Origin of the sequence: Sediminibacterium goheungense, from assembly GCF_004361915.1 — a bacterium.
In the GTDB taxonomy this organism is placed as follows: Bacteria; Bacteroidota; Bacteroidia; order Chitinophagales; family Chitinophagaceae; genus Sediminibacterium; species Sediminibacterium goheungense.
This window is the reverse complement of record NZ_SNWP01000011.1, coordinates 364,632-389,028: the sequence shown is the minus strand read 5'-3', so window position 1 is coordinate 389,028 and position 24,397 is coordinate 364,632. Positions and strand designations below refer to the sequence as shown.

The window sequence follows — 24,397 nt, the reverse complement described above, 5'->3', positions numbered from 1 at the left end:
GTCATTTATTATTAACGCAAAAAGAATATGAACATGAAAAAAGCAATCATTACCGGTTTATTATCTGTTATTTTATTTACTGCTGCCGAAGCACGCACCAATGAAAAACCAGATGCCAACAAAGCCAAGGTCGAAGTGAATTACACAGGCTTCTTCAACAACGACCTCTCTTTCAACGTGAAATTTGATAATCCAATGGGTAATTATGTTACCTTAAATATTATCAATGAAGAGGGAGAAAGTCTTTTTAAAAGTAATTTCTCTGATAAGAAATTTGAAAAGAAGTTCGTACTGCTCAAAGATGCCGACGTAAATAAACTTACTTTCCAGTTTCAGTCAGGTAAAGAAGTGTACAAAGAGAGTTTCGATATCAATGTAATCACCCGTGAAGTTTCTGATGTAACGGTAAAGAGAAATAGGAAATAAGGCCTGAGCGTAGTCGAAGGGAATAAGTAAGTATAGAGAAAACATACAAGTTGTGTGGAACGACCGGTTGGCTGCAATATGCTTACCGGTCGTTCTTTTTCACGGGTGTTGACAAATTCTACCATAGATCGTCCTTTTTGCTTCTTATTTTCAGGTATGCAACCACAACAATGCCTTTTCTGCGGTCATATGGTACAACTCGTTCACGTACATGGACATTATCAATGTCCGGTTTGTACCACCAATGCACTACCCTGTTGCGATGGTGATAACTGTAATACCAATCAATTACTGGCAGCCACACAAACTATCCATTATACACATACAGGTGAAAATGTATCGCATCAGTAAAACCGATTCTGCAAACGCCGATTTCATCGCACTGGTTCAGCAACTGGATGCTGATCTGGCTGCAAGAGATGGCGATGAACATGCATTCTATCACCAGTTTAATGGCATACAGCAACTCGCTCATGTTGTTATTTTATATGATGATAATACAGCTGTTGCCTGTGGCGCTTTTAAAGAAATTGAGCAAGCTACCGTCGAAGTAAAACGTATGTATACCTTACCTTCTTACCGTTCAAAAGGCTATGCCTCTCGTATACTGGAAGCATTGGAACAATGGGCAAAAGAAGAAAATTATACAACTGCTGTTCTGGAAACAGGTAAACGACAACCGGAAGCAATTGCGTTGTATCAGAAAAATGGATATAGTATTATTCCCAATTATGGACAATATGCCGGTGTGGAGAATAGTGTTTGTTTCCGGAAAAAATTAATCCCATAAAAAAGCCATCCCGTCTACGACGGGATGGCTTTTGACTATTTATCAGGTATCTAATTATCCAGCCGCTTCAGACTGCATACTTCTGGCTACTTTCTTTCTGTCTTCTTCATTCAATACGGTTTTACGCATACGAATGTTTTTAGGCGTAACCTCAATACACTCATCCTGCTGAATATATTCCATACACTCCTCCAGTGTAAACTGGAGTTTGGGTGTAATACGAACACTGTCATCACTACCGCTTGCACGGTGGTTGGTGAGTTTTTTGGCTTCTACCGCATTCACGTTCAGGTCTCCGGGCTTAATATGCTCAGCAATGATCTGACCTACGTATACTTCTTCTCCCGGATCAATAAAGAAACTACCTCTATCCTGTAATTTATCGATAGAGTAAGCAGTGGTAACACCCTGGAACTTGGCAATCAATACACCATTGTTTCTTCCGGGGATGGGTCCTTTCCAGGGCTTGTATTCATTAAAGCGGTGTGCCATTACAGCTTCACCTGCAGTATTCGTTAACATTTGAGAGCGAAGACCAATCAGCCCTCTTGATGGAATATCGAATTCCAGGTGCTGCATTTCGCCCTTGCTTTCCATTACCAGCATTTCACCTTTACGTTGTGTAACCAGATCGATTACCTTACCGCTAAACTCACTTGGCACATCCACTACCAGTATCTCATAAGGCTCATGTTTCTTACCATCGATATGTTTTACCAATACCTGAGGGTTACCAACGGTGAGTTCATATCCTTCACGACGCATGGTTTCTACCAATACACCCAAGTGAAGAATACCACGACCGTATACCAGAAAACTATCTGCGCTATCTGTATCTTCTACGCGCAATGCCAGATTCTTCTCTGTTTCTTTCATCAAACGGTCACGCAGGTGACGAGAAGTCACAAACTTACCGTCGCGACCAAAGAAAGGCGAGTTGTTGATACTGAAAGTCATGCTCATGGTCGGCTCATCCACACTGATAACAGGCAATGCTTCAGGATTCTCTGCATCAGCAATGGTATCACCAATATTAAAATCTTCCAGACCTACTACAGCACAGAGATCACCAGATAATACTTCCGTTACCTTACGCTTACCCATTCCTTCGAACACATACAATTCTTTTACGCGTATTTTCTTAATGGTACCATCAGCCTGTACCAATGCAATCTGCTGGTTCTCTTTAATAGAGCCTCGGGTTACTTTACCAATGGCTATACGGCCAAGGAAAGATGAGTAATCAAGTGAGGTAATCTGTAACTGCAATGTACCTTCATTTACTTTGGGAGCAGGTACATATTTAATAATACCATCCATCAACGGAAGGATGTCTTCTGTTGGTGTTAAGCTATCATTGAACCAACCATTTTTGCCACTACCATAGAAAGTAGGGAAATTCAGCTGCTCTTCTGTTGCATCAAGGTTAAAAAACAATTCAAATACTGCATCATGTACTTCATCAGGACGGCAATTGGGTTTATCCACCTTATTAATTACTACAATCGGATGCAGGTTCAGTTGTAAGGCTTTCTGCAGTACAAAACGTGTCTGGGGCATAGGACCTTCAAAGGCATCCACAAGCAGAATTACACCATCTGCCATTTTCAATACCCTTTCCACTTCTCCACCAAAGTCGCTGTGACCCGGTGTATCAATTACATTTATTTTAATACCATTATAGGTAACGGCTGCATTTTTACTGAAGATGGTAATACCTCTTTCCTTTTCAAGGTCATTACTATCCATAATTAATTCACCGGTATCCTGATTATCCCTGAATACTTTGGTAGCGTGTAGAATCCTGTCTACCAGGGTTGTTTTGCCATGGTCAACGTGTGCAATAATGGCAATGTTTCTTATTTCCATGTAAAATTTTAAGGCTGCAAAGGTACGGCTTTATGGCCGGAGGGCAAAGCAGATACATAAACTTAACGGGGATTGGTGCCTAAATGGTTCGAATAACACCTAACTATATGTATTTCAATGCAAAACAATAGATTTTATCTTGTATTTTCTGTACTATCCGGGGTTTCTGTAACTATGCTTATCTTACGGTAAACATTTATTTTTATGCGATTGCTGAAAAAACTGCTGGTTTTGATCGCCATTCTTTTTGTGGTCTACCTGCTCGGCCCTCACCCTGATACCCCTGTTTATGCTACCCAGTTGCCCTCTATACCTGCTACCCCGGACAGTATTGATGCCTTTGTTGGTTTACTGGAGGCTAAACACTCTATCAAACCTGATAACCAGGCAAGGGTAGTATGGGCAAACGATTCTGCACACACTAAAACAGCCTATGCCATTGTGTATTTGCATGGGTTCAGTGCCAGTCAGGAAGAAGGCAATCCTGTGCACAGAAATCTGGCCAAACAATTTGGCGCCAATTTATATCTGGCACGTTTGTCGGCTCACGGTATTGATACTTCAGACGCTTTATTAAACATGACAGCCACCAGCTTATGGGAAACAGCCAAGGAAGCGTATGCAATCGGAAAACAGCTGGGTGAAAAAGTGATTATGATGGGTACTTCAACAGGAGGTACACTGGCTTTACAATTGGCAGCAGCCTATCCCGAAATTGCAGGACTGATTTTATTATCACCCAATATTGCCATTAACGATCCAAATGCATGGATCACCAACAATCCATGGGGTTTACAGATTGCAAGGCTCGTAAAAGGAGGCAAGATGAATATCATTCCCAATAAAACTGATGAATATAAAAAATACTGGAACCAGACTTACCGGCTCGAAGCAGTAACGGAATTACAGGAGCTATTGGAAACAACGATGAACAAAAAGACTTTTGAAAAAATACAACAGCCTCTTCTTACCCTGTATTATTATAAAAATGAAAAAGAACAGGACCCGGTTGTGAAAGTAAGTGCGATGAAAAAAATGTTTGAAGAAGTGAGTACACCTGCCGGTATGAAAAGAATGATACCCATTCCCAATGCAGGCAGCCATGTATTGGGTTCACCTATACAATCGAAAGATGTTGTTACAGTTGAAAAGGAAGCTGCCAGATTTATGAAAGAATTGTTGAAAATGTGATCATGTGAATGGTGAATGATCAATGGTGAATATGCCAGGTATTCATTCAATAATCTATAGATCATATTGCATGAACCAACCGTCTTATTGACCATTCACCATTCACCATTCACCACGATAAATACCTATATTAGCCCTTAGAAAAACGATTGCCTATGCCCAGTAGCAAAATTGCAGGTATTGGTATGTACGTACCCAAAAACGTAGTTACCAATCATGACCTCACTAAGTACATGGAAACAAGTGATGAATGGATACAGGAAAGAACAGGTATCAAGGAAAGGCGATACGCACATCGTACCGAAGAAACCACTACTACGATGGCTGTTGAAGCTGCACGCATTGCCATTGAACGCGCAGGTACTACCGTTGAAGAAATAGACTTTATTGTTTTTGCTACTTTATCGCCCGATTATTATTTCCCTGGCTGTGGTGTACTCCTTCAGAGAGCCATGAAAATGGGAGAAGTAGGCGCATTGGATATCCGTAACCAGTGCAGTGGTTTTGTTTATGCATTGAGTGTAGCCGATCAGTTTATTAAAACAGGCATGTATAAAAATGTATTGGTTGTAGGTAGTGAAAAACATTCATTCGGACTGGACTTCTCTACCCGTGGCAGAAATGTATCTGTCATTTTTGGCGATGGTGCTGGCGCCGTTGTTTTACAACCTACAGAAAAAAAGGGACAGGGTATTTTAAGTACCCATTTACACAGTGATGGAGAATCGGCTGAAATATTGGCCATGTATAACCCCGGTACACATGCCAATTACTGGGCCGATAAAAACTATGCAGATTTTGATGATGCGGAAATCGGGCAAATGTTCATGAGCCATAACATGATTGATAAGGCACAGAATTTCCCGAATATGGATGGTCCTTCTGTATTCAAGAAAGCCGTTGTAAAATTTCCGGAAGTCATCATGGAAGCCCTGCAGCAAAATGGGTTACAACCATCTGATATCAATATGCTGATTCCTCACCAGGCCAATCTGCGTATCAGCCAGTTTGTACAGCAGAAGCTGGGCTTAAGTGATGAACAGGTTTATAATAACATCCAATCCTACGGTAATACTACAGCCGCATCTGTGCCTATTGCGCTTTGTGAAGCATGGGAAAAAGGATTGATCAGAGATGGCGATCTTGTTTGTCTGGCTGCTTTTGGTAGTGGTTTTACCTGGGCCAGTGCCTTGCTGAAGTGGTAAACTGTTAACCTAGTTTAACAGGATTTTACAGAAAGAAAATGCAATATTGCAGCCTTATAAACGACTGATCCTGTAGTAAGGCTATATTCATTTTAACGTTGGAGCTGATGGAAAGAAAAATTGTTTACCTCGTAAACCCTATTTCGGGTACGTCGAAAAAAGACGGGATCAAAAAATTAATCGAAAAAGAGACGACTTCCAGAGGTATTCTCTTTGAAATTATGCATACAAATGCCGGTGGGCATTACCAACTTCTCCGCGAAAAAATAAGAGCAGAACATATTACTGATGTGGTAATCATTGGAGGCGACGGTACCGTTAATCAGGTTACACAGGCCTTACATGAACTGCCGGTCAGGTTCGGTATTATTCCGCTGGGTTCAGGTAACGGCCTTGCATTGGCTGCCAGGATTCCTACCAAACCAGAACTGGCGCTCTCACTTATTTTTGAAGGTTCAGCCAGGCCTATTGATGCATTCATGGTAAACAACCATTATTCCTGCATGTTAAGTGGTATTGGCTTTGATGCTCAGGTGGCACATGATTTTGCGAGCAAGGCTTCCCGCGGACTACTCACCTATACACAGCAAAGCATTATCAACTATTTTAAAGCCACTCCTTATCAGTTTGAAATTAAACTCGAGAATTTTTCCTTTTTTTCAGACGCTTTTTTTATCAGTATAGCCAATAGTAATCAGTTTGGTAACAATTTCAAAATTGCACCACAGGCCAGTCTGAGCGATGGCATGCTGGATATTGTAATTGTACAAAAAATGAACAAGGCTAAATTACCTTTCGCTATTCTACGTCAAATCAGAGGTAATAATAAATTACAGCAACTGGTAGAAGATATGACCAAGAAGAATATTCTCTACTTCCAGACACCGCAGATCACCATACGCAATTTAAAACTAGCACCTTTACATATTGATGGGGAGCCAAGAGAAACAGCAGATGAATTTACCATCAGCATCATGAAAGACTATTTTCTGTTAATACAGCCTGCCTGATTATTTCATAAGGCTCCTTAAACGTTTGAATTCTTTCCGGTTATCTTCTGCCTTCAGTGCGAGGGCGATATCTCTTTTTTCTGCAGCGGTTATATGAAAGCTGAGACTGGCAGGCGCTTCTTTTCTGGAGGGCACATATTGAAAACAGATCCGGTGAAACTGAGGTCCATATGCTTCAAAACTAAATGCCAGTTGGTCGTGCTGATAATAATCCTGCAGCTTGTACCAGTTATTCTGTAGTAATAAAAAAGGTTTGGTAAAAGTGCCAAACAGGCTTGTTCCTTCCAAGGGCCTGTCCCAATCGCTCAAACTTCTGTCACGCAACTGCAGTAACACTACTTTGCTGGTATTTTCCTTTAGCCAATCACGGAATACTTCGATAAAACGCAAAGATGTTTCCTGACCGAAATTGTCACGTAATCCTGCATCCATTACATCAATAACCGGATTTGTGGGTAACCATACATTGGGTAATACATAAGGGAAAGTAGCATTCATCCTAAGTGCTGAGAGTACACCAATATTACCAGCATTCTGTTTATCAAAAAAACTACGGAAATCGATTGCATCTGCATCAAAGGGAAGAATACTGGTCGAATCAGTAAGTGGCCTTGTCATAAACCTTGCAGGGTGAGTAGCCATCACAAGCTTTCGTCCGTCTCTTGTAATCACCGCATTAAAAAAAATCAGCGGTATCTCCGCTTTTGCTTCAGGTTCTTTATAATCATTCAAAGTTCTGTTAAGATATCCATGGGTATTTTCGTTTAGTTTTTGTTCGAAAGCATAACCCCGGTCCTTTGTATAACTATATCCATGTTTGGTAAAAGGCTTTGCAGGCCCAATAAGATCGCGGGTAACAAAAGATGAGAACAGCGGATTTAATAAATCGTTTGAAATATCATCAATGTACTGCTTATCCTGAAGATTGATTTTCTCTCCCTTTTGTTTCCGGTAATACAGCTCCCTGAAATAAGCAGCTCCCAGCATACCGCCCGATGCACCGCTGATAAGGAAAGTTTGTTGCAGGAGTTTACCACCAAACATACTATCCAGTTGCTGTAATGCATTCATGGTAAAAGTGGCGCTTCTGATACCACCTCCACTTGTATTAATCAGATACATCACCGGCTTAGTCGTTCCCTGCTTTTTTTTCCATTGATTCAGCATATTTATATACACCTGCTTATCGGCAGCTATTTCGGCACTGCCTGCCTGATGCATAACAGACTCTCTGGAATAAACCGGCCGCACCGTTTTTGAGGAATAATCCAATCCATAAGCTTTGTTCCTGAGATCAATGATATCTTTCTGGTATAAAAAATTCACAAAGAGGTATACAAGAACCATCACCGGAATACTCCAGCTATGTAGAAATGTTGAGATAGCTCCTGCCGCCGCAATAAGAATGGCAAAGAATACTGTAATACTGGCAGCGGCTGGCAGTTGAAACAATCTTGTATCAGAGATATAACCTATACCTATCAAAAAAAAGAAAGCAATGGCAATTGCAATTACGGCTGCAAAGTGATGCCTTTTAAAAACAGTATCCAGAAATGCCAGACTGTAATGCCTTACATCTCTGGGTTTACGCAATGCCATTTTAGCACTGAAGAACCAGTCAATACGAAGCTCTGTTCGTTCTTTAGGTAAGGGATTGTTTTTTGAAACCAGTGCATAGTGTACATTGGCTGTATCAATTACACTCGCCATGCTTCTGTAAATCGTTTTATCAGCTCCGAAAAAATAGGCGAAAGCAATGAGTATAGAAGTTATGATACCTCCAGCAAAACCCAATACCATCCATGAAATTTCTGTAGCGCCAAACAACTCCTGGTATCTGGCATAAGAAACAGCTTTAGAAAAATAAAATACCAGAAAAATAACCGGCAGTACTGCATTATTAATACAGTATTTTAAAAAGGGTTGAGCTGTAGTGGCGAGAAAACGAAAATATTTACTGAATAAAATAAATGTAGTGATGTTCCAGCTCATGATAAATATACCCAGTGCAAACCCAACAATGGCGGTACTCAGTACATTGATCTTACCAAAATATTCAGGTGCAAGAAAAAGTGAGTCCGCACCAAAAGTGCGCATGAATCCACCTGCTACTGTTGAAAAAAGTACATACCAGAATACCAGAAACACCTGATACCTGCGAAAATGCAGTAGCAATAACTGTACAGGCATAGAGAACCAGAAACCCGAAAAATATTGTTTGAGTTTATCCATTCGATACAACATTTTGATGGAAGACCATGCTTCCCTCCTTTTCCCGCCGGGTTTAGCAGCTTTATTTTTGTTTGCTCAATACAAACAAAGTAGCAAATAGCGACAACAGCAAACACATACCAGTGAGTTGATGCAGTTGTGCCATCCATTCAAATGTACCCCATTTACCCGGTATGATACCTGTACTGGTTAAGATCGTTAAAATTCCAAGCAATACCTGCAGAAAGGTAAGGTATAGCGGAATTCGTTTGATATTTTCAAAAAGCAATGATCCTTTATGTTTAGCCAACTGAATGGTCCAGATAATTATCCAGATCAAAATAAGATAAGCGAGGCCACGATGCACAAAATGAATCAGTATCTTATTATCGATAAAATTCAGCAGAAAGGGTTTGTGAGAAAATAAGGAATCAGGCACCCAATCACCGTTAATTTTGGGCCAGCTGGCTGCTACATTCGCTGCCTTATGTCCGGCCATCAATGCGCCATACAATAATTGAAGTACCAATAAGCCAATCAGCCACAAATTGATTTTTCGTAAAGAAGGGAATGCAACTCTCTGCTGCTCCGGAATCAATAGTTTTAAAGCAAACCAGAAAGTATAGCAAAGCAGGCCGAGTGCGAAAATGAAGTGGAGTGCCAGTCTTGTAGGCTTTACATATACCGCATCGCCCGTAAGTCCGCTTGCCACCATAATCCAGCCGATAGCACCCTGCAATGCACCGAGCAGGAATAATACCACCAATGGGCGTACCATTTCTTTTTTAAAGTGTTTACCAATGATAAACCAGATAAAACCTCCTGCAAATACAAGACCTATCAACCTTGCCCATAAACGGTGGAACCATTCCCAGAAAAAAATAAATTTAAAATCCGACAGTCCGAATTCAAAGTTGAGTAATTGAAACTGAGGAGTGGCTCTGTATTTTTCAAATTCAGCCAGCCAAGCCCGTTCATTCAGGGGGGGTAATGTGCCGGTAATCACATCCCATTCCGTAATGGAAAGGCCGCTGCCTGTTAAACGGGTGATACCTCCCAGCGCCACTTGTATAATGGTCATCACCACGCCCAATAATAACCACCTTGCCACTAATTTCGAAGACCTGTTGTTCACCTGTTCCATATATAGCTTCTTGGTTGAGGCAAAGTTATTGTGTTATTAAAAGCAGTCATGATTTTGTTTGATCGTTTTTGAGTTTCTCAGTGAAAAGATGGTGGTTTCATAGTGAAATTTGTTGCGGTTTAAAAAAAATGATCTCATATCATCAAGTTTCTGGAATTTTAGGTCATGCTACTACCTTTTTACCAGGAAAAATTAACCGAAACCGGTTGTGATGAGGCTGGCCGTGGCTGTTATGCAGGTCCCGTTTTTGCGGCGGCGGTTATACTACCAAAAGATTTTCACCACCCGCTGTTAAACGACAGTAAACAGGTTCAGGAGAAGCAACGGAATATCCTCAGGGGCATTATTGAAAAGGAAGCCATCAGTTGGTCGGTAGCAGCCATCAGCAACCATGAAATTGATGAGATCAATATTCTGAAAGCATCTTATAAAGCCATGCATATGGCCATTCGTCAGTTAAATCCGCTTCCTGAATTTTTGCTGATTGACGGCAATAGGTTTATCAGGTATCCTGGCATAGCTCATGAATGTATTGTAAAAGGAGATGGTAAGTACAGCAGTATTGCCGCTGCCAGTATTCTGGCAAAAACACACCGCGATGAATGGATGATGAAATTGCACGAAACATATCCTCAGTATGGATGGAATAGAAACAAAGGATATGGAACTGCCGAACATCGTCGTGCTATTGAAATACATGGTCTTTGCGAGCACCACAGAAAAAGTTTTAACATTGTTCCGCAACAGTTACAGCTACCGATCTAGTTTTATTCATTCCAGGCTCCTGCACCTTCACGGATAATTTCGTAGGTATCTTTTGTACAGTCAATAACGGTAGATGGTATCATACCACCATTACCGCCATCTACTACAATATCTACCAGTTTTTCAAACTTTTTATAAATAATAGCCGGATCAGTATACTCCTCTACCATTTCGCCGGGGAGGGATGCTGACAGAATAGGATGCCTGAGTTCATGTACAATCTGCCGGGCAATATTATTATCGGGTACCCTTAAGCCAATCGTACTTTTCTTACTCTGCAGAATTTTGGGTACTTCTTTACTTGCAGGCAGAATAAAAGTATAAGGACCAGGCAAATAACTTTTCAAGAGCCGGTAAAGGGGTGTGGAAATACTTTTTGTGTACTGACTTAAATCACTGAGATCATAACAAATAAAACTCAGTTGTGCTTTGGCGGGATCCACTTGTTTAATTCTGGCAATACGCTCAACCGCCTTATGCTGGAAAATATCACAACCCAAACCATAAATCGTATCCGTAGGATAAATAATTACACCACCAGACAGCAAACATTCTGCGATCATACGCAAATGCCGGGGATTGGGATTGTCTGGATGCACTTCAAGCAGCATATTTAAATATAAGAAAAAAACTGAGATAACGAAATTTAATGCACTGTATTATAATCAATTATACCCTTTACTGATCATAGATGCTATATAGAATACAGAAAACTCAGCTACACATTCATAGCACTATTATTAATAAAAAAAATGGCTCCCCATGCAATTATGTTGATTATACTTTTATTAACAATACGTTCCACTTATTTTTGCAAAAAATTCAACCATGCAATTACAGGCAGTTGATATCGTTGATCAAATCAGCCCTGCAGATTTTAAACAAAACTATTACCTGCCTAAGAAACCATTGGTGATCCGTGACATGGCCAAAAACTGGCCTGCATATGAGAAATGGAACTGGGATTATTTCAAAACACTGGTAGGCGATAAAAAAGTAGGTTTATACAATAATATCAAAAGCGATGCTTACACACCCATCAATACAGCCGACGATTACAAAACCTTCGGTGAATACATTGATATGATTAAAATGGGACCTGCTGCCTGGCGTATTTTCCTATTCAATATTTTTGAGCATGCCCCACAGCTAACCAAAGATTTTACCTGGCCTGACGAATTCATGAGTGGCTTTGTAAAAAGATTCCCCATGCTTTTCGTTGGTGGCGAAACCAGCATCACCCATATGCATTTTGATATCGACATGAGTCATATTCTGCATACACAATTTGTGGGGCGAAAAAAAGTATTACTATTTCCTTTTGAAGAACAATATAAGCTTTACAGAAAGCCATTTGAAGTTTTAAGTCTCGCCGATTTCAGCAATTATCACCACCACAATGGCACGCCAGATTATACGCAGTATCCGGCCCTTAAACTGGCCAATGGGTATGATATTACACTTGAACATGGCGATACGCTGTTTATGCCGGCTGGTTACTGGCACCATATGGAATACCTGGATAGTGGATTTGCAATGAGTCTGAGAGCTATGCAATCTTCTGTAAAAGGAAAACTCAATGGTGTTTGGAACCTGTTTGGTATGCGCAATATTGATACGATGATGAAAAAAACAGCTCCTCATTCCTGGTACAACTGGAAGAAGAAAAAAATATTTGAATACGCCGAAAAAGAACTCCGAAAATAAGCGCCGGAAGCGGTTATAAATGAAACAGAAAAAGGCGGCCTTGTGCCGCCTTTTTCACTTGTAACCCCTAATGAAAACTGAATACGAGAAAAATTACAGTCATTTCTGCTGTTTTTCTCTACCCGCGGTAAATGTAGTATAGTCGCCAAAAAAATCCAACGTTGAAAACACCCAAATTAATAGGGTGTTTTCACTGATGATAATTCGGTGAAATCATCCGTGATAAATTCCGGAGAAAACTGAGTTTTGCAACACAAAAAAATGTAATTTACTAGCCGAATCCACATCCGGCAACTCGGGTGTGGCTTTTGTATTGTTGTTAAAGATGTTTTGATATGACTCAAATTGCCCTGGTTGATGACCATGTACTGTTAAGAAACGGGCTTGCCTCACTGGTTAACTCTTTTAGTGGATATAAAGTATTGTTTGAAGCCAATAGCGGTAAACACATGATCGAATTATTGGACCCCAATAATTTACCCGATGTTGTGTTGCTGGATATTACCATGCCGGATATGAATGGTTATGAAACAGCTTTATGGCTCACAACTCATTATCCACAGATAAAAATACTGGCACTCACCATGCTGAATGATGAGCGTTCTATCATTCGCATGTTTAAAAACGGGGCCAAAGGATACCTTCTTAAAGACAGTAAACCACAGGAACTGAAAGCAGCACTGGATGGTATTGTTAGCAAAGGTGTTTACCTCAATAAACTGATGTGCGATAATATCATGCATACCATGAAAACTTCACCTGAAGAAGATGCAGATATCCAGAAATTCACAGAACTTACCGATCAGGAAAAAGAATTTCTGGGTTGGGCCTGCACCGATAAATCTTACCATGAAATTGCAGAGCTAATGGGCACCAGCCTGCGGAATGTAGATGCAACAAGAGATCACCTCTTTCAGAAATTACAAACGGCAACACGTGTGGGTCTTGCTCTTTTTGCCATCAAGCATGATATTGCCAGATTATAGTTCGTCTCTATTCGATCGATTTTGTTTTATAAAAAAGTCCCGGTCAGCAAACCGGGACTTTTCTTTGAACAGCGTAACAGAGAAATATCCAGCTTCGAATTTGAAAATTTCGCTGTTCTTCTGTTTTATACGATTTCCCACACTTCTTTACCACGTAATAATTTATCCAAATCTCCTTTGCCTTTGGTAGCAATAATCTCTTCCAGCTGCATGGCCATTACATCTTCATAGCAGGCTCTTTCTGTTTCATAGAATACACCAAAAGGACGGGGAAAATGTGTGCCTTGTTGATTCGGATCATCAAACATACGAATCAGTACCTGGGCCTTATAAAAATCTCTTTCATCATGTATCCATAAATCATCCATATTCACAGATCCATCTGTTAAATCAACCAGTACAGGCTTCATGCCATCCATCCGGATTCCTTTTTGCTGAGTGGCTCCAAATACAAGTGGTTTACCCTGCTCCAGAAACAGGGCCTCATCGGGTTTACTTCCTTTTTCTGTAAAAATTTCAAATGCACCATCATTAAAGATGTTACAGTTTTGATAGATCTCCAGCATAGAAGCGCCTTTATGTTGATGCGACCGGGTTAACATTGTCTGTAAATGTTTCGGATCACGATCCATACTCCTTGCGATGAAACTTGCATCGGCACCCATTGCTAAGGCAAGTGGGTTGAAAGGATGGTCGATACTGCCATAAGGTGTACTCTTGGTGACTTTATGTTCTTCAGATGTTGGCGAATACTGCCCTTTGGTTAAGCCATATATCTGGTTATTGAAAAGCAGAATATTTACATCAAAATTTCTTCTCAGTAAATGGATGGTATGGTTACCACCGATGCTTAAACTATCCCCATCGCCGGTAACGATCCACACACTTAATTCGGGTCGTGTAGCTTTTAAACCGCTGGCAATAGCTGTAGCCCTGCCATGAATAGAATGCATACCATAGGTATTCATATAATAAGGGAAACGGCTGCTACAACCGATACCACTGATGATGACAATATTTTCCTTGGGAACACCAATACCTGGCATTATTTTCTGTACCTGTGCCAAAATAGAATAATCACCACAGCCCGGACACCAACGCACTTCCTGGTCTGTGGCAAAATCTTTGGCGGTTAATACAGGCGGGTTTGTAGTTATTGCTGACATGCTTTTTTAATTAAAATGACAGGACGGGTATTCCTGTAAAGTTCCGAAAAAAAATTATGATGCAGAAGCGCCGGTTAGTTCTTCCCAATATTCTGCGGCCCTGCGGGTATGTGGTATAACAATGGTTCCACCCACAATGTTGGCCACAGCAAATATCTCGTACATCTCATCTGTATTTACCCCCAGTTCATGACATTTCCCCAAATGGTATTTAATACAATCATCACACCTCAGTACCATACTGGCTACCAGCCCGAGCATTTCTTTTGTCTTCTTATCCAGTGCACCTTCATCGTATGTATTGGTATCGAGGTTCCATAAACGCTTCATGACCAGGTTATTCTTACTCAGGATCACATCATTCATTTTCTCTCTGTACGAATTAAACTCTTCTACCAGTTTACCCATAAAATTTACTTTTTAGCCTGTAAAAGTACAAAAGCCTGTGACTGCGCATGTCATTTATTTGTACTTTAAATCCATAAATCAATACCATGAAGCAGTTATTTCTATGGATCAGTCTCTGTCTGACCCAGTTTCTGATGGCACAAAATGGCACGGAAACCATTAAGGTAACCGATATGCTTGCAATTAGCCAGGTTGGAAACGTTAGTATTAGTCCGGACGGCAGTAAAACACTGTTCGCTGTAACCAGCATTGAACCTGAAGGCGAAAATAAATGGGAATACCGCTATGTAAACAAGCTTTACCTGTTGAATAATGAGGGTTCCAGCACGGCCAAAGCCATAACAGGCGGAAAAGAATCGGCCAGTCAGCCAGTATGGAGCCCCGATAGTAAGCAGATTCTCTTTGTTCGTCCAGTCGATGGAAGGGCTCAATTATTCCTCCTCTCGCTGGATGGCGGGGAACCTGTTCAGTTAACCCGTTTTAAATATGGTGTCGGTAGCCCTCGCTGGAGCCCGGATGGTAAGAAAATCATTTTTTCGGTGAACCTCCGTCTGGAGCAGTTATTAGCAGATGAAGAATTGAATCCGGGTAAAAAACCTCCATCCTGGTCATTAGAAAAACCCGGCTTTCCGGCAAATGAATTTTTACTGAACAATGCCAAGCCGGATCCTGATGGTAATACAGATGAAATAAGGGCCTATCTAAATCTTAATGCAAGTGCACAAAAAGCCAAAGTCATCAATAAACTCAATTTCCAGCAGGAGTCAACCACTTCCGGTGAGTTAAGTTTTACCCATTTTTTTATCATGAATGCGGATGGCAGCGGTACAGCAAAAGCGATTACCCATGGATTTAACCGTTTTAATGGTATTGATTTTACACCCGATGGTCAGCATATTATCCTTACGGGTAATGCCGGTCTTACCGAAAATCCTGACCGTGTTCTGGAAAGCGAGATTTATATCGCCAATACAGATGGAAGTAATATGAGAAAAATACTGGGGGAAAAAGGGAAAAGTTATAATAGTCCAGCAGTATCGCCCAGTGGTAAATGGATGGCCTTTCAGTTTGGAGGAACTTCTTTTGTAAGTGTTCCCTCCTTGGCTATCATGCCCTTGAATGGCCAAGCAACAGATATGGTGGTGATTCCTTTCGACAGGAACAAAAGCGGTATTACCTGGAGCAAGGATGAACAGTCGCTTTATTTTACTGCACAAAGCAATGGTGGCGCTCCTTTGTATAAAGCAGATATAAAAACCAAACAGGTAAAACAATTATCTGGTTATGATGCAGGTATTAACAGCTTCGACATCTATAATGATATGGTGGTGTACAGTAAAACACAGGTAAGCAATCCATCTGAATTATATGGCAATAACATTTCCATGCAAAATGAAAAGAGGCTGACTGCTTTTAACCACAACTGGCTACAACAAAAGAAGCTGAGTTTTCCTGAGAAATTCTCTTTTGTAAATGAAAAAGGAATGACTGTTGAATACTGGGTAATGAAACCGGCTAATTATGAAGCTGGTAAAAAGTATCCAACAATTCTTAACATACATGGTGGTCCTTCCGCTATGTGGGGACCTGGTGAAAATTCTATGTGGCATGAGTTTCAATACTATGCTGCCAAAGGTTATGTAGTAGTCTATGGCAATCCCAGGGGTTCAGGCGGATATGGCACCGATTTCCTTCGCGGTAATGTAAACGATTGGGGAACCGGACCTACTTCTGATGTACTTACTTATCTTACCAAAGCAGGCAGTGGCGGTTTTATTGATACTTCCAGACTGGCGGTTACCGGTGGTTCTTATGCCGGCTATCTCGTTGCATGGATCATTGCGCATGACCAACGGTTTAAAGCAGCCTGTGCACAGCGTGGGGTGTATGAACTGGGTACTTTTTTTGGAGAAGGAAATGCCTGGAGACTGGTACCAAATTATTTTGGTGGCTACCCGTGGGAAGAGAAAGCGAAGCCAATTCTTGAACGTGAATCACCGATCAACTATGTAGATAAGATCAAAACGCCTTTCATTATTTTTCATGGAGAAAATGATCTGCGCACGGGTGTTATTCAAAGTGAAATGTTGTACAAGAGTTTAAAAGTATTGGGAAGAACGGTTGAGTATGTGCGTCATCCCGGCGGTACACATGAACTCACAAGAAGTGGTAATAACAGACAACGTATTGATCAGATGTTGAGAACCATTGAATTTTTTGATCGATTCATCAAGCATTAATTACTTTACGGAACTTCCTTTCTTCCTTTCTCTTTGTTAAAATGAATTATTCAATTTTAGCTGGCTTTACATTTATGGAAGCTGTTAGCAAAGAGAAGGGAAGAAGGGTAGCTACTTTAGTGTTTTTAACCAATCTACTAATCCGAGGTGAATTTTTGTGGCTACATCCGCATGAAATTTCGGGCTGATGATTTTTTTCTCATCGGCCTCATTACTTAAGAAAGCAATCTCCACCAATACATTCGGAAAATCAGTAGGTGAATTGAGTGCAAAATTGAAACTACCTACATTGCCGAATTCATTCAGTTTTAATTCTAGCATACGTTTTAGTATGGCGGCCGTAAGAGGTCTGAAACCGAGATGTTTATAATAAGTACTGGTACCACTCACATTTGTATTGGCACTGGAATTGAGGTGCAGGCTGATTAAAAGATCAGGTTTTTGTTCCTGTAGCCACAATATGCGGTCCTTGTTATCGAAAGTGGTATCCTCATCACGGGTCATGATAATATTTTTTACCCCTTTCAGTTTCAGATGCTTTTGTAATGCTTTTGCAAAACGAAGGGTATAGACTTTTTCAGAAGCTTTGGTTTTAATACCTGAGGCACCGGTATTGGTTCCACCATGACCTGCATCAATGGCTATGCGCAGGCTTCTCAAATCTGTTTTTACCGGCTGTCTCCGCACTTTCACTACCAGGGCCTTCCCGGCATAACCTATGCTATAGCCCCAGTGCTGCTGGTGTTTGAGTTCAATCGTTAAACGAAATACATCATCTTCTGTCTGTTGATAATAAACCTGTTTTACTTCTTTTAAAGTTTGCAGTTGGGTAATCCAGTTGGTATTGCTTTGTACGCCGTAAATATCCACTATAATTTTCGATGGGTTAATCTCCATCCAGCTTTTATAGGGGAGCTTCTCTTCCATCACCACCGCTACATTATCCGTTGCCGAATCGCCTTTGGCACTAATGGAGCCTGTAACATACCAGGGTTTTAGTCGGTTAAGGCTATCTTTACGAACATACTGTTGTTCAATAAATGCCTGATGAAATTTTGATAACTGTACCAGGTACATACCTTTAATGGTATCCACTACCCGAAGGGCAATATTAGAATCAATATACCCCAGCTTGGCACCACCCAACCTGTCTTCGCCTAAGCCATAGGCCAATGCCGGAAGTTTACCGGTTGAGCGACCGATCCATGGCGCATAAAAAGAAGACTGTGCGTTTGCAGCAAAAATGAAAGCTAAACCAATGATGACAAAGACAGATTTCATAGGGTCAAATTAGGATAAATACAAACAAAAAGGCCTCACTGTTTTGAAACAATGAGACCTTTGTTTGAGCAAGCAACCGTAAAACAAAGATCAAATATGTGAAATCTTTACGAAATCCGGTAATTTTTGGGCGCTTTTTTTCTTAGAAATGATATCCGTTGTCGGCTACCAGTTTTTCACTGATGCGGCGACGGGCATCTTTGGTATTATAGGGCTCCACTTTTGTGAAACGTTTCAGCCCGATATGCATCATGCGCAGTTCATCGCCGTCTGCAAAGCTGTTCAGGGCGTCTTTACCCGATTTATTGATGCGGTCTGCCGCGTCATACAGGTAAGTTTTCATGATATCGCTTTGTAACTGGGTAGCAGCCGCTCCTTTCTGTTCAGTAAGTTTCATCACACGGAGCAGGGCACTTTCTGCATTATAGGTTTCAATGGCCATATCCGCAATATTCATGAGTACTTCCTGTTCTTTTTCCAACTGCATCATCAGTTTCTGAACAGCTGCACCTGCCACCATAAGAATGGCTTTTTTGAAGTTGGCAATATACTTCAGTTCCTTACTGAAAGCACCTTCGTCCTCAGCTCCGAAATCAGGAATACTCATCAGCTCTTTCTGTACCGCCATGGCAGGACCCATAAGGTCAAGTTTACCTTTCATGGCGCGTTTCAATACCATATCTACCGTAAGCAGGCGGTTAATTTCATTGGTTCCTTCATAGATGCGATTGATACGGCTATCCCGGTAAGCTTTTGAAATAACATACTCATCACTGAAACCATTACCTCCGTGTATCTGTACACCTTCATCTACTACATAATCCAATACTTCACTGCCATATACTTTCAGCATGGCACACTCAATGGCATATTCTTCTGCCGCACCCAAAAGGGCTTCCGCAAAAGTTTTACCGCTGGCCATCAGTTCATGCTCTTTATCATCAATCCATTTAGATGCACGATAGAGGGCACTTTCGCAAACCCACATACGTATGGCCATTTCAGCCATTTTATGTTTGATGGCACCAAATTTAGCAATGGGTAATTTAAACTGCTCACGTGTAATGGCATACTGAATAGAGGTAGTTGCTGCACGCTTTGAGCCACCCAATGCGGCCGCACATAATTTGAGTCGGCCTATATTCAGGATATTGAATGCAATGATATGGCCACGGCCAATTTCACCCAATACGTTTTCTACCGGCACTTTACAATCCTGGAAATACAACTGAACGGTCGACGATCCCTTGATCCCCATTTTATGTTCTTCAGGTCCCTGTGTAAATCCTTCGAATCCGCGCTCCACAATAAATCCGGTAAACTTATCACCATCTATTTTGGCAAAAACGGTATATACATCCGCAAAACCACCATTGGTGATCCAGCATTTTTGTCCGTTCAGAATATAATATTTTCCATCATCACTGAGTTTGGCTGTGGTTTTGGCACCTAATGCATCACTACCACTATTGGGCTCTGTTAAACCATATGCGCCCTTCCACTCACCACTGGCCAGTTTAGGAATATATTTCTGTTTCTGTTCTTCGGTACCAAAATACAGAATAGGCAGAGAGCCAATACCTGTATGGGCTGCTATAGCAACTGAGAATGAATGGCCACCACCCAATCCTTCATTTACAATGGTAGAAGTAATAAAGTCCTTACCCAACCCACCGTATTGTTCCGGAAAAGAGGTAGACAAGAGCCCTTGCTCACCTGCTTTCTCTACGAGAGAAGGCATAAGGCCGGGTTCCAGTTTGTCGATACGTTCTATGATGGGTAATACTTCCGTATCCAGAAACTGGGTACACATATCCATCACCATTCGCTGTTCTTCGTTGAAATCTTCTGGTATGAAGGTTTCAAACGGGTTGCTCTCTTTAATGAGCCACTCACCACCCTGAAGGGCTTTCGCCTGTTTTGCTGTTTCCATGGAAGTTTGTATTAGTTAATTAATATGTTTTGAACGTATGGTTTTAGCGTATAGGTTATGGCAAATGGCTTATGGTAATTCATTTTTACACTTATGGCAGGCCTACTCTTAATAGACTCATCTGCTATAAGCCATTGGCTATCCGCTATTTGCTAAGTCAGGTTATCATACACTTTCTGAAACACCGATTTAACGGTTTCTATTTCATCTTTATTCACGCCTACCAGTGCTTCACTCATGGTCTGATTTGCCAGATCAATGGTAATGTCCTGTAAAGCTTTTGCCGCTTCCGTAAGGCAAACCAGATTGATTCTTCTGTCTTCTTTTGATGCCGTTCTCTTTACCAGTTTTTGTTTTTCAAGATTATCGATCAATCTGGTAATGCTGGGTTTATCACGAAAGGTACGGTTACATAATTCCTGCTGACTCAAACAATCTTCTTTCCATAAATGATACAATACACTCCATTGCTCAATGGTAATTTCAAGTCCGGCCTGTCTGAAGTTCTTCTGTAATCTTCTGGCTACAGCTGTAGAAGCCATGCCATTGATAACACTGTATAATTCGCCTCTTTTAAATTGGTTGTTTGGCATATAGTTAGTTATGCAACTAATTTCAAAGTAAATTCGTTTCTTTGATATTGCCAAGAATAAATCCTTAAAATTCCATGTCTGTACCACTTTTTATAACATTCCGGGGTTCCAGGCTTCATTACCATCGATTTGGACATGGGAAACAGTGGTTATTCTGCTTTCATGGTTATGGAGAAGAAGGTGCTAAATTTCTTTTACTGGAAGATGATCTGGCCAATACGCATACAATCATTGCCATTGATATGCCCTTTCATGGAAATACCGATTGGCAAGACCCACTTTTGTTGGAACCCGCCGACCTCATGGGCATAATCCAGCAACTGGCTCCTCCAGATACCCCTTTTCAATTAATGGGTTACAGTATGGGTGGAAGAATTTGTTTGCGTTTACTGGAATGCTATCCCCAATATATCAGTAGCCTTATTTTGGTAGCGCCAGATGGGTTACACCGAAACCCCTGGCAAAAATTTTCTACCCAAACATGGGTAGGGAACCGGCTTTTTCGTTTTACCATGCAATATCCCGGATGGATGTTTATGTTGATGGGATTGGCCACCCAACTTGGGCTCTTCAATAAAAGCATCAGTAAGTTTGCACATTATTACCTCGATGATGCAGTAGAAAGAAAAAAATTGTATAAAAGATGGACTACGATGCGTAGGTTTCGTCCACAGATACAACGATTGAAGAAAATAATTGAAAGCCAAAAAATACCGGTTCACCTTTTATTTGGAAAATACGACCGTGTAATTCTGCCAAAGCACGGCTATAGGTTACAACAGGGACTTGAGCGCTTCATTACTATCAAAGAAATCGAAGCCGGTCATCATCTTTTACAGGAAAAATTCAAGATCCATTTCTTACCAATGCTTAAAAACTAATTTTCCTATTTGGTTGTCTTTCGGTTTTTCCGACTTCCCGTCTTCTCGCTACATATCGATTAAATAAGTTTCTTTGCGGTATGTACGTTGCCGGACTTATCCTTACTACCCTTTTGGTATTGGCCTATTGCTGGCTGATAGTACAATACAGAAAATGGTTCCGGCGTACTCGGTTATTCAAACCACAGGCGGGCTTAGTGCCAGGCAGTTTTTTTTCTGTGATTGTGCCGGCCAGAAATGAAGCAGGTTTTATTGAATCCTGTATCAGAAGTATACTGGATGGTAATTATCCTTCAACTTTGATGGAAGTAATTGTTGTAAACGATCATTCAACCGATGCAACAGCGTCTATTGTTCAACAGTTACAAACTACTTATCCAAACCTTCACCTTATTAACCTCGAAGAACACCTGGATGGAAATCCATTGAATGCCTACAAGAAAAAAGCCATCGAAATTGCCATTAGTAAAAGTAAGGGCAACTGGATCGTTACCACTGATGCAGACTGCAAAGTGCCTGCAGAATGGCTCACGCTTTTAGATGCTTATATACAACAGGAAAAACCGGTTTTAGTAGCTTCACCGGTTATGTTTACCCATACAAAAGGCATTTTATCTTTGTTTCAGCTGCTTGATTTCATGAGTCTGCAGGGTATTACCGCAGCAGCTGTTTCAGCTGGCTCACATACCATTTGTAATGGCGCGAATCTTGCTTATCGGAAAGACGTGTTTTATGAAGTAGGACAGTTCAGGGGTATTGATACACTTGCAAGCGGTGATGATATGTTATTGATGTACAAAATCAAACAGAAATACCCGCAGGGACTTGGATATTTATTTCATCAGGGAGCTATTGTTACGACGGAACCTATGCATACCCTGTCAGGTTTTATCAACCAGCGTATCCGATGGGCCAGCAAAGCCGATCGTTATGATGACAAAAATGTTTTCCGCATTCTTGTACTGGTGTATGCTGTAAATCTTGCGCTGTTGATTTTATTACCGGTAAACCTTTTTGTAACAGGTGAAATTGCCCACTGGTTAACCCTGATGTTACTTAAAACGCTTGTTGAGCTTTCCTTTATGCGGCCGGTGGCGAGGTTTTATCAGCAGACAGATACACTGCTGTATTTCCCTTTTATGCAATTGTTACACCTCCCCTATACCGTAATAGCGGGATGGATGGGTAAGTTCGGATCTTACCGGTGGAAGGGAAGAAAAGTGAAATAATCCTATAAATCAGCCTGTTGCGAAACATTTCTGTCGGGCAGACATGAGTATAAGATCATGACAACCAATCCAACCAGTACAAAACAATATTTAAAAAGGTTCCACATACAAATACTTATACATAAATGATACCAAAAACACCCAGAGGTTTAAATGATATTATGATTTTTCGGTAAATGTTCGTTTTCTCCCGGCGATTCACATAAATCATTAATTTTCCCCAGTGGCCCATACTTCTCATACGTTACCCATATTGAAAAAGCTGCTCCGTAATAAGGGAGCTGCCTTTGGATTGATCCTGATTGTATGCAGTTTGCTGCTTGCCGTATTGGGATATTTTATTGCCCCTGATGCTTCACCCAATGCCAACCGCATGATTCCTGAAATCGGCAGTAAGAAACCAGGCTTTGAAGTGCAATTGCTCCGTTTACAACGTGAACAGAATACCGGTTCACCATCCCTATGGCACATACTCTTGTACGGTAAGGAAGACAGCTGGCAATATGTTCCGGTGAACAGTTATCAAATACAAAAAGACAGCCTTATTTACCAGCGGATCATTGATGATCATATTACGGAACGAAAAGCCATCCTACTAAAAAATACGGCAGCTATCCCTGTGATCAGCACCCGGTTCTACCTCGGAACAGACAAGTTCGGACGCGATATAGTTAGCAGGCTCATTATTGGCGTACGGGTTAGTTTGGCAGTAGGTTTTATTGCTGTTTTGATATCGTTGAGTATCGGTATTTTCTTAGGTGCCATAGCCGGATATTTCAGGGGTAAAACAGATGATATTATTATGTGGTTACTAAATGTGATCTGGAGTATTCCCACTTTATTATTGGTTTTTGCGATTACACTGGCACTCGGAAAAGGATTCTGGCAGGTATTCATCGCTGTCGGACTCACCATGTGGGTGAATGTGGCCCGTTTGGTACGCGGACAGGTTATGGCGATCCGCGAACTGGAATATGTAGAAGCTACCAGGGTACTCGGCTATTCGCATATGCGCACTATTGTAAAACATATACTACCGAATATACTGGGTCCGGTACTGGTAATTGCCGCCGGTAATTTTGCATCGGCCATTGTAATAGAAGCCGGACTGAGCTTTTTGGGTGTAGGCGTACAACCACCACAACCCAGCTGGGGGCTGATGATTAAGGAGAACTACAATTTTATCATTACCAATAACCCCATGCTGGCGCTGGCACCTGGCATCGCCATCATGTTACTGGTGCTTGCTTTTAATTTATTGGGAAATGGATTGAGAGATGCGTTGGAGGTGAGGAAGTGAGGATCTGAATGGTGAGTAGTGAGTAGTCAGTAGTGAGTCATGTATCTTGCGGAAATCTCTAT

At 41.1% G+C, this 24,397-nt stretch carries 22 protein-coding genes; 13 read left to right on the top strand and 9 right to left on the bottom strand.

Annotation, left to right across the window (positions count from 1 at the left end; genetic code table 11):
- Positions 1-33 precede the first annotated feature (33 nt).
- The 3 genes from BC659_RS09290 to BC659_RS09280 all read left to right on the top strand — a co-directional run bounded on the left by BC659_RS09290 (position 34) and on the right by BC659_RS09280 (position 1,216).
- On the top strand, positions 34-426 hold the full coding sequence (locus BC659_RS09290; RefSeq protein ID WP_133474462.1) for a hypothetical protein: 393 nt from the start codon (positions 34-36) through the stop codon (positions 424-426).
- A 156-nt stretch (positions 427-582) separates the two neighbouring features.
- Positions 583-777 carry a hypothetical protein gene (locus tag BC659_RS09285; RefSeq protein WP_133474460.1) on the top strand — a complete coding sequence of 65 codons (195 nt, stop codon included), beginning with the start codon at positions 583-585 and terminating at the stop codon, positions 775-777.
- Entirely contained in the window at positions 761-1,216 is a 456-nt protein-coding gene (locus BC659_RS09280; protein ID WP_133474458.1) for a GNAT family N-acetyltransferase, read from the top strand. Before BC659_RS09285 ends, BC659_RS09280 begins: the two co-directional genes overlap by 17 nt.
- 54 nt (positions 1,217-1,270) lie before the next feature.
- Here the strand turns inward: BC659_RS09280 and typA are convergent, their stop codons facing one another.
- Positions 1,271-3,085 carry a translational GTPase TypA gene (typA, locus tag BC659_RS09275; protein WP_133474456.1) on the bottom strand — a complete coding sequence of 605 codons (1,815 nt, stop codon included), beginning with the start codon at positions 3,083-3,085 and terminating at the stop codon, positions 1,271-1,273.
- Positions 3,086-3,289: 204 nt separating this feature from the next.
- Between typA and BC659_RS09270 the strand changes: the two genes are divergently transcribed.
- The 3 genes from BC659_RS09270 (at position 3,290) to BC659_RS09260 (ending at position 6,491) form a co-directional block, all read left to right on the top strand.
- On the top strand, positions 3,290-4,276 hold the full coding sequence (locus tag BC659_RS09270) for an alpha/beta hydrolase (protein WP_133474455.1): 987 nt from the start codon (positions 3,290-3,292) through the stop codon (positions 4,274-4,276).
- A 155-nt stretch (positions 4,277-4,431) separates the two neighbouring features.
- Complete coding sequence (locus BC659_RS09265; RefSeq protein WP_133474453.1) at positions 4,432-5,481, top strand: 3-oxoacyl-ACP synthase III family protein; 1,050 nt, start codon at positions 4,432-4,434, stop codon at positions 5,479-5,481.
- A gap of 107 nt (positions 5,482-5,588) precedes the next feature.
- A complete protein-coding gene (locus BC659_RS09260; RefSeq protein ID WP_133474452.1) occupies positions 5,589-6,491 on the top strand; it encodes a diacylglycerol/lipid kinase family protein in 903 nt (300 codons plus the stop codon).
- Here BC659_RS09260 and BC659_RS09255 read toward each other — a convergent pair whose 3' ends face one another.
- The gene (locus BC659_RS09255; protein ID WP_162847399.1) at positions 6,492-8,723 is read right to left on the bottom strand and encodes a patatin-like phospholipase family protein; all 2,232 of its coding nucleotides are present in this window, start codon (positions 8,721-8,723) and stop codon (positions 6,492-6,494) included.
- 61 nt (positions 8,724-8,784) lie between these two features.
- Positions 8,785-9,846, bottom strand: a complete 1,062-nt coding sequence (locus tag BC659_RS09250) for a COX15/CtaA family protein (RefSeq protein WP_133474449.1) — start codon at positions 9,844-9,846, stop codon at positions 8,785-8,787.
- Between the two features lie 165 nt (positions 9,847-10,011).
- Here BC659_RS09250 and BC659_RS09245 point away from each other — a divergent pair, with 165 nt between their 5' ends.
- Positions 10,012-10,611: a ribonuclease HII gene (locus BC659_RS09245; protein WP_133474448.1), complete on the top strand. Its 600-nt coding sequence runs from the start codon at positions 10,012-10,014 to the stop codon at positions 10,609-10,611.
- A gap of 2 nt (positions 10,612-10,613) precedes the next feature.
- Here BC659_RS09245 and BC659_RS09240 read toward each other — a convergent pair whose 3' ends face one another.
- A complete protein-coding gene (locus tag BC659_RS09240) occupies positions 10,614-11,222 on the bottom strand; it encodes an L-threonylcarbamoyladenylate synthase (RefSeq protein WP_133474446.1) in 609 nt (202 codons plus the stop codon).
- Between the two features lie 217 nt (positions 11,223-11,439).
- On the opposite strand from BC659_RS09240, the gene BC659_RS09235 reads away from it, so the two are divergent.
- Together BC659_RS09235 and BC659_RS09230 are read left to right on the top strand one after the other, a co-directional pair.
- Positions 11,440-12,318, top strand: coding sequence for a cupin-like domain-containing protein (locus BC659_RS09235; RefSeq protein WP_133474444.1), 879 nt, complete (start codon positions 11,440-11,442; stop codon positions 12,316-12,318).
- 335 nt (positions 12,319-12,653) lie between these two features.
- The gene (locus BC659_RS09230) at positions 12,654-13,304 is read left to right on the top strand and encodes a response regulator transcription factor (RefSeq protein WP_133474442.1); all 651 of its coding nucleotides are present in this window, start codon (positions 12,654-12,656) and stop codon (positions 13,302-13,304) included.
- Between the two features lie 125 nt (positions 13,305-13,429).
- Here BC659_RS09230 and BC659_RS09225 read toward each other — a convergent pair whose 3' ends face one another.
- On the bottom strand, positions 13,430-14,470 hold the full coding sequence (locus BC659_RS09225; protein WP_133474440.1) for a 2-oxoacid:ferredoxin oxidoreductase subunit beta: 1,041 nt from the start codon (positions 14,468-14,470) through the stop codon (positions 13,430-13,432).
- Positions 14,471-14,524: 54 nt separating this feature from the next.
- Complete coding sequence (locus BC659_RS09220; RefSeq protein WP_133474438.1) at positions 14,525-14,878, bottom strand: carboxymuconolactone decarboxylase family protein; 354 nt, start codon at positions 14,876-14,878, stop codon at positions 14,525-14,527.
- An 86-nt stretch (positions 14,879-14,964) separates the two neighbouring features.
- Between BC659_RS09220 and BC659_RS09215 the strand changes: the two genes are divergently transcribed.
- Positions 14,965-17,118, top strand: coding sequence for a S9 family peptidase (locus BC659_RS09215; RefSeq protein WP_133474436.1), 2,154 nt, complete (start codon positions 14,965-14,967; stop codon positions 17,116-17,118).
- Between the two features lie 111 nt (positions 17,119-17,229).
- On the opposite strand, the gene BC659_RS09210 is transcribed toward BC659_RS09215, so the two are convergent.
- The 3 genes from BC659_RS09210 to BC659_RS09200 all read right to left on the bottom strand — a co-directional run bounded on the left by BC659_RS09210 (position 17,230) and on the right by BC659_RS09200 (position 20,925).
- Positions 17,230-18,399 (bottom strand): N-acetylmuramoyl-L-alanine amidase, encoded by a 1,170-nt coding sequence (locus tag BC659_RS09210; protein ID WP_133474434.1) that lies wholly within the window; start codon positions 18,397-18,399, stop codon positions 17,230-17,232.
- A 142-nt stretch (positions 18,400-18,541) separates the two neighbouring features.
- Entirely contained in the window at positions 18,542-20,332 is a 1,791-nt protein-coding gene (locus BC659_RS09205; protein ID WP_133474433.1) for an acyl-CoA dehydrogenase family protein, read from the bottom strand.
- 152 nt (positions 20,333-20,484) lie between these two features.
- On the bottom strand, positions 20,485-20,925 hold the full coding sequence (locus BC659_RS09200; RefSeq protein WP_133474431.1) for a MarR family winged helix-turn-helix transcriptional regulator: 441 nt from the start codon (positions 20,923-20,925) through the stop codon (positions 20,485-20,487).
- Positions 20,926-20,999: 74 nt separating this feature from the next.
- Between BC659_RS09200 and BC659_RS09195 the strand changes: the two genes are divergently transcribed.
- The 3 genes from BC659_RS09195 to BC659_RS09185 all read left to right on the top strand — a co-directional run bounded on the left by BC659_RS09195 (position 21,000) and on the right by BC659_RS09185 (position 24,335).
- Entirely contained in the window at positions 21,000-21,806 is an 807-nt protein-coding gene (locus BC659_RS09195; protein ID WP_133474429.1) for an alpha/beta fold hydrolase, read from the top strand.
- A gap of 80 nt (positions 21,807-21,886) precedes the next feature.
- The gene (locus BC659_RS09190; protein ID WP_133474427.1) at positions 21,887-23,035 is read left to right on the top strand and encodes a glycosyltransferase; all 1,149 of its coding nucleotides are present in this window, start codon (positions 21,887-21,889) and stop codon (positions 23,033-23,035) included.
- A 253-nt stretch (positions 23,036-23,288) separates the two neighbouring features.
- Positions 23,289-24,335 (top strand): ABC transporter permease, encoded by a 1,047-nt coding sequence (locus tag BC659_RS09185; RefSeq protein ID WP_246027108.1) that lies wholly within the window; start codon positions 23,289-23,291, stop codon positions 24,333-24,335.
- Positions 24,336-24,397 lie beyond the last annotated feature (62 nt).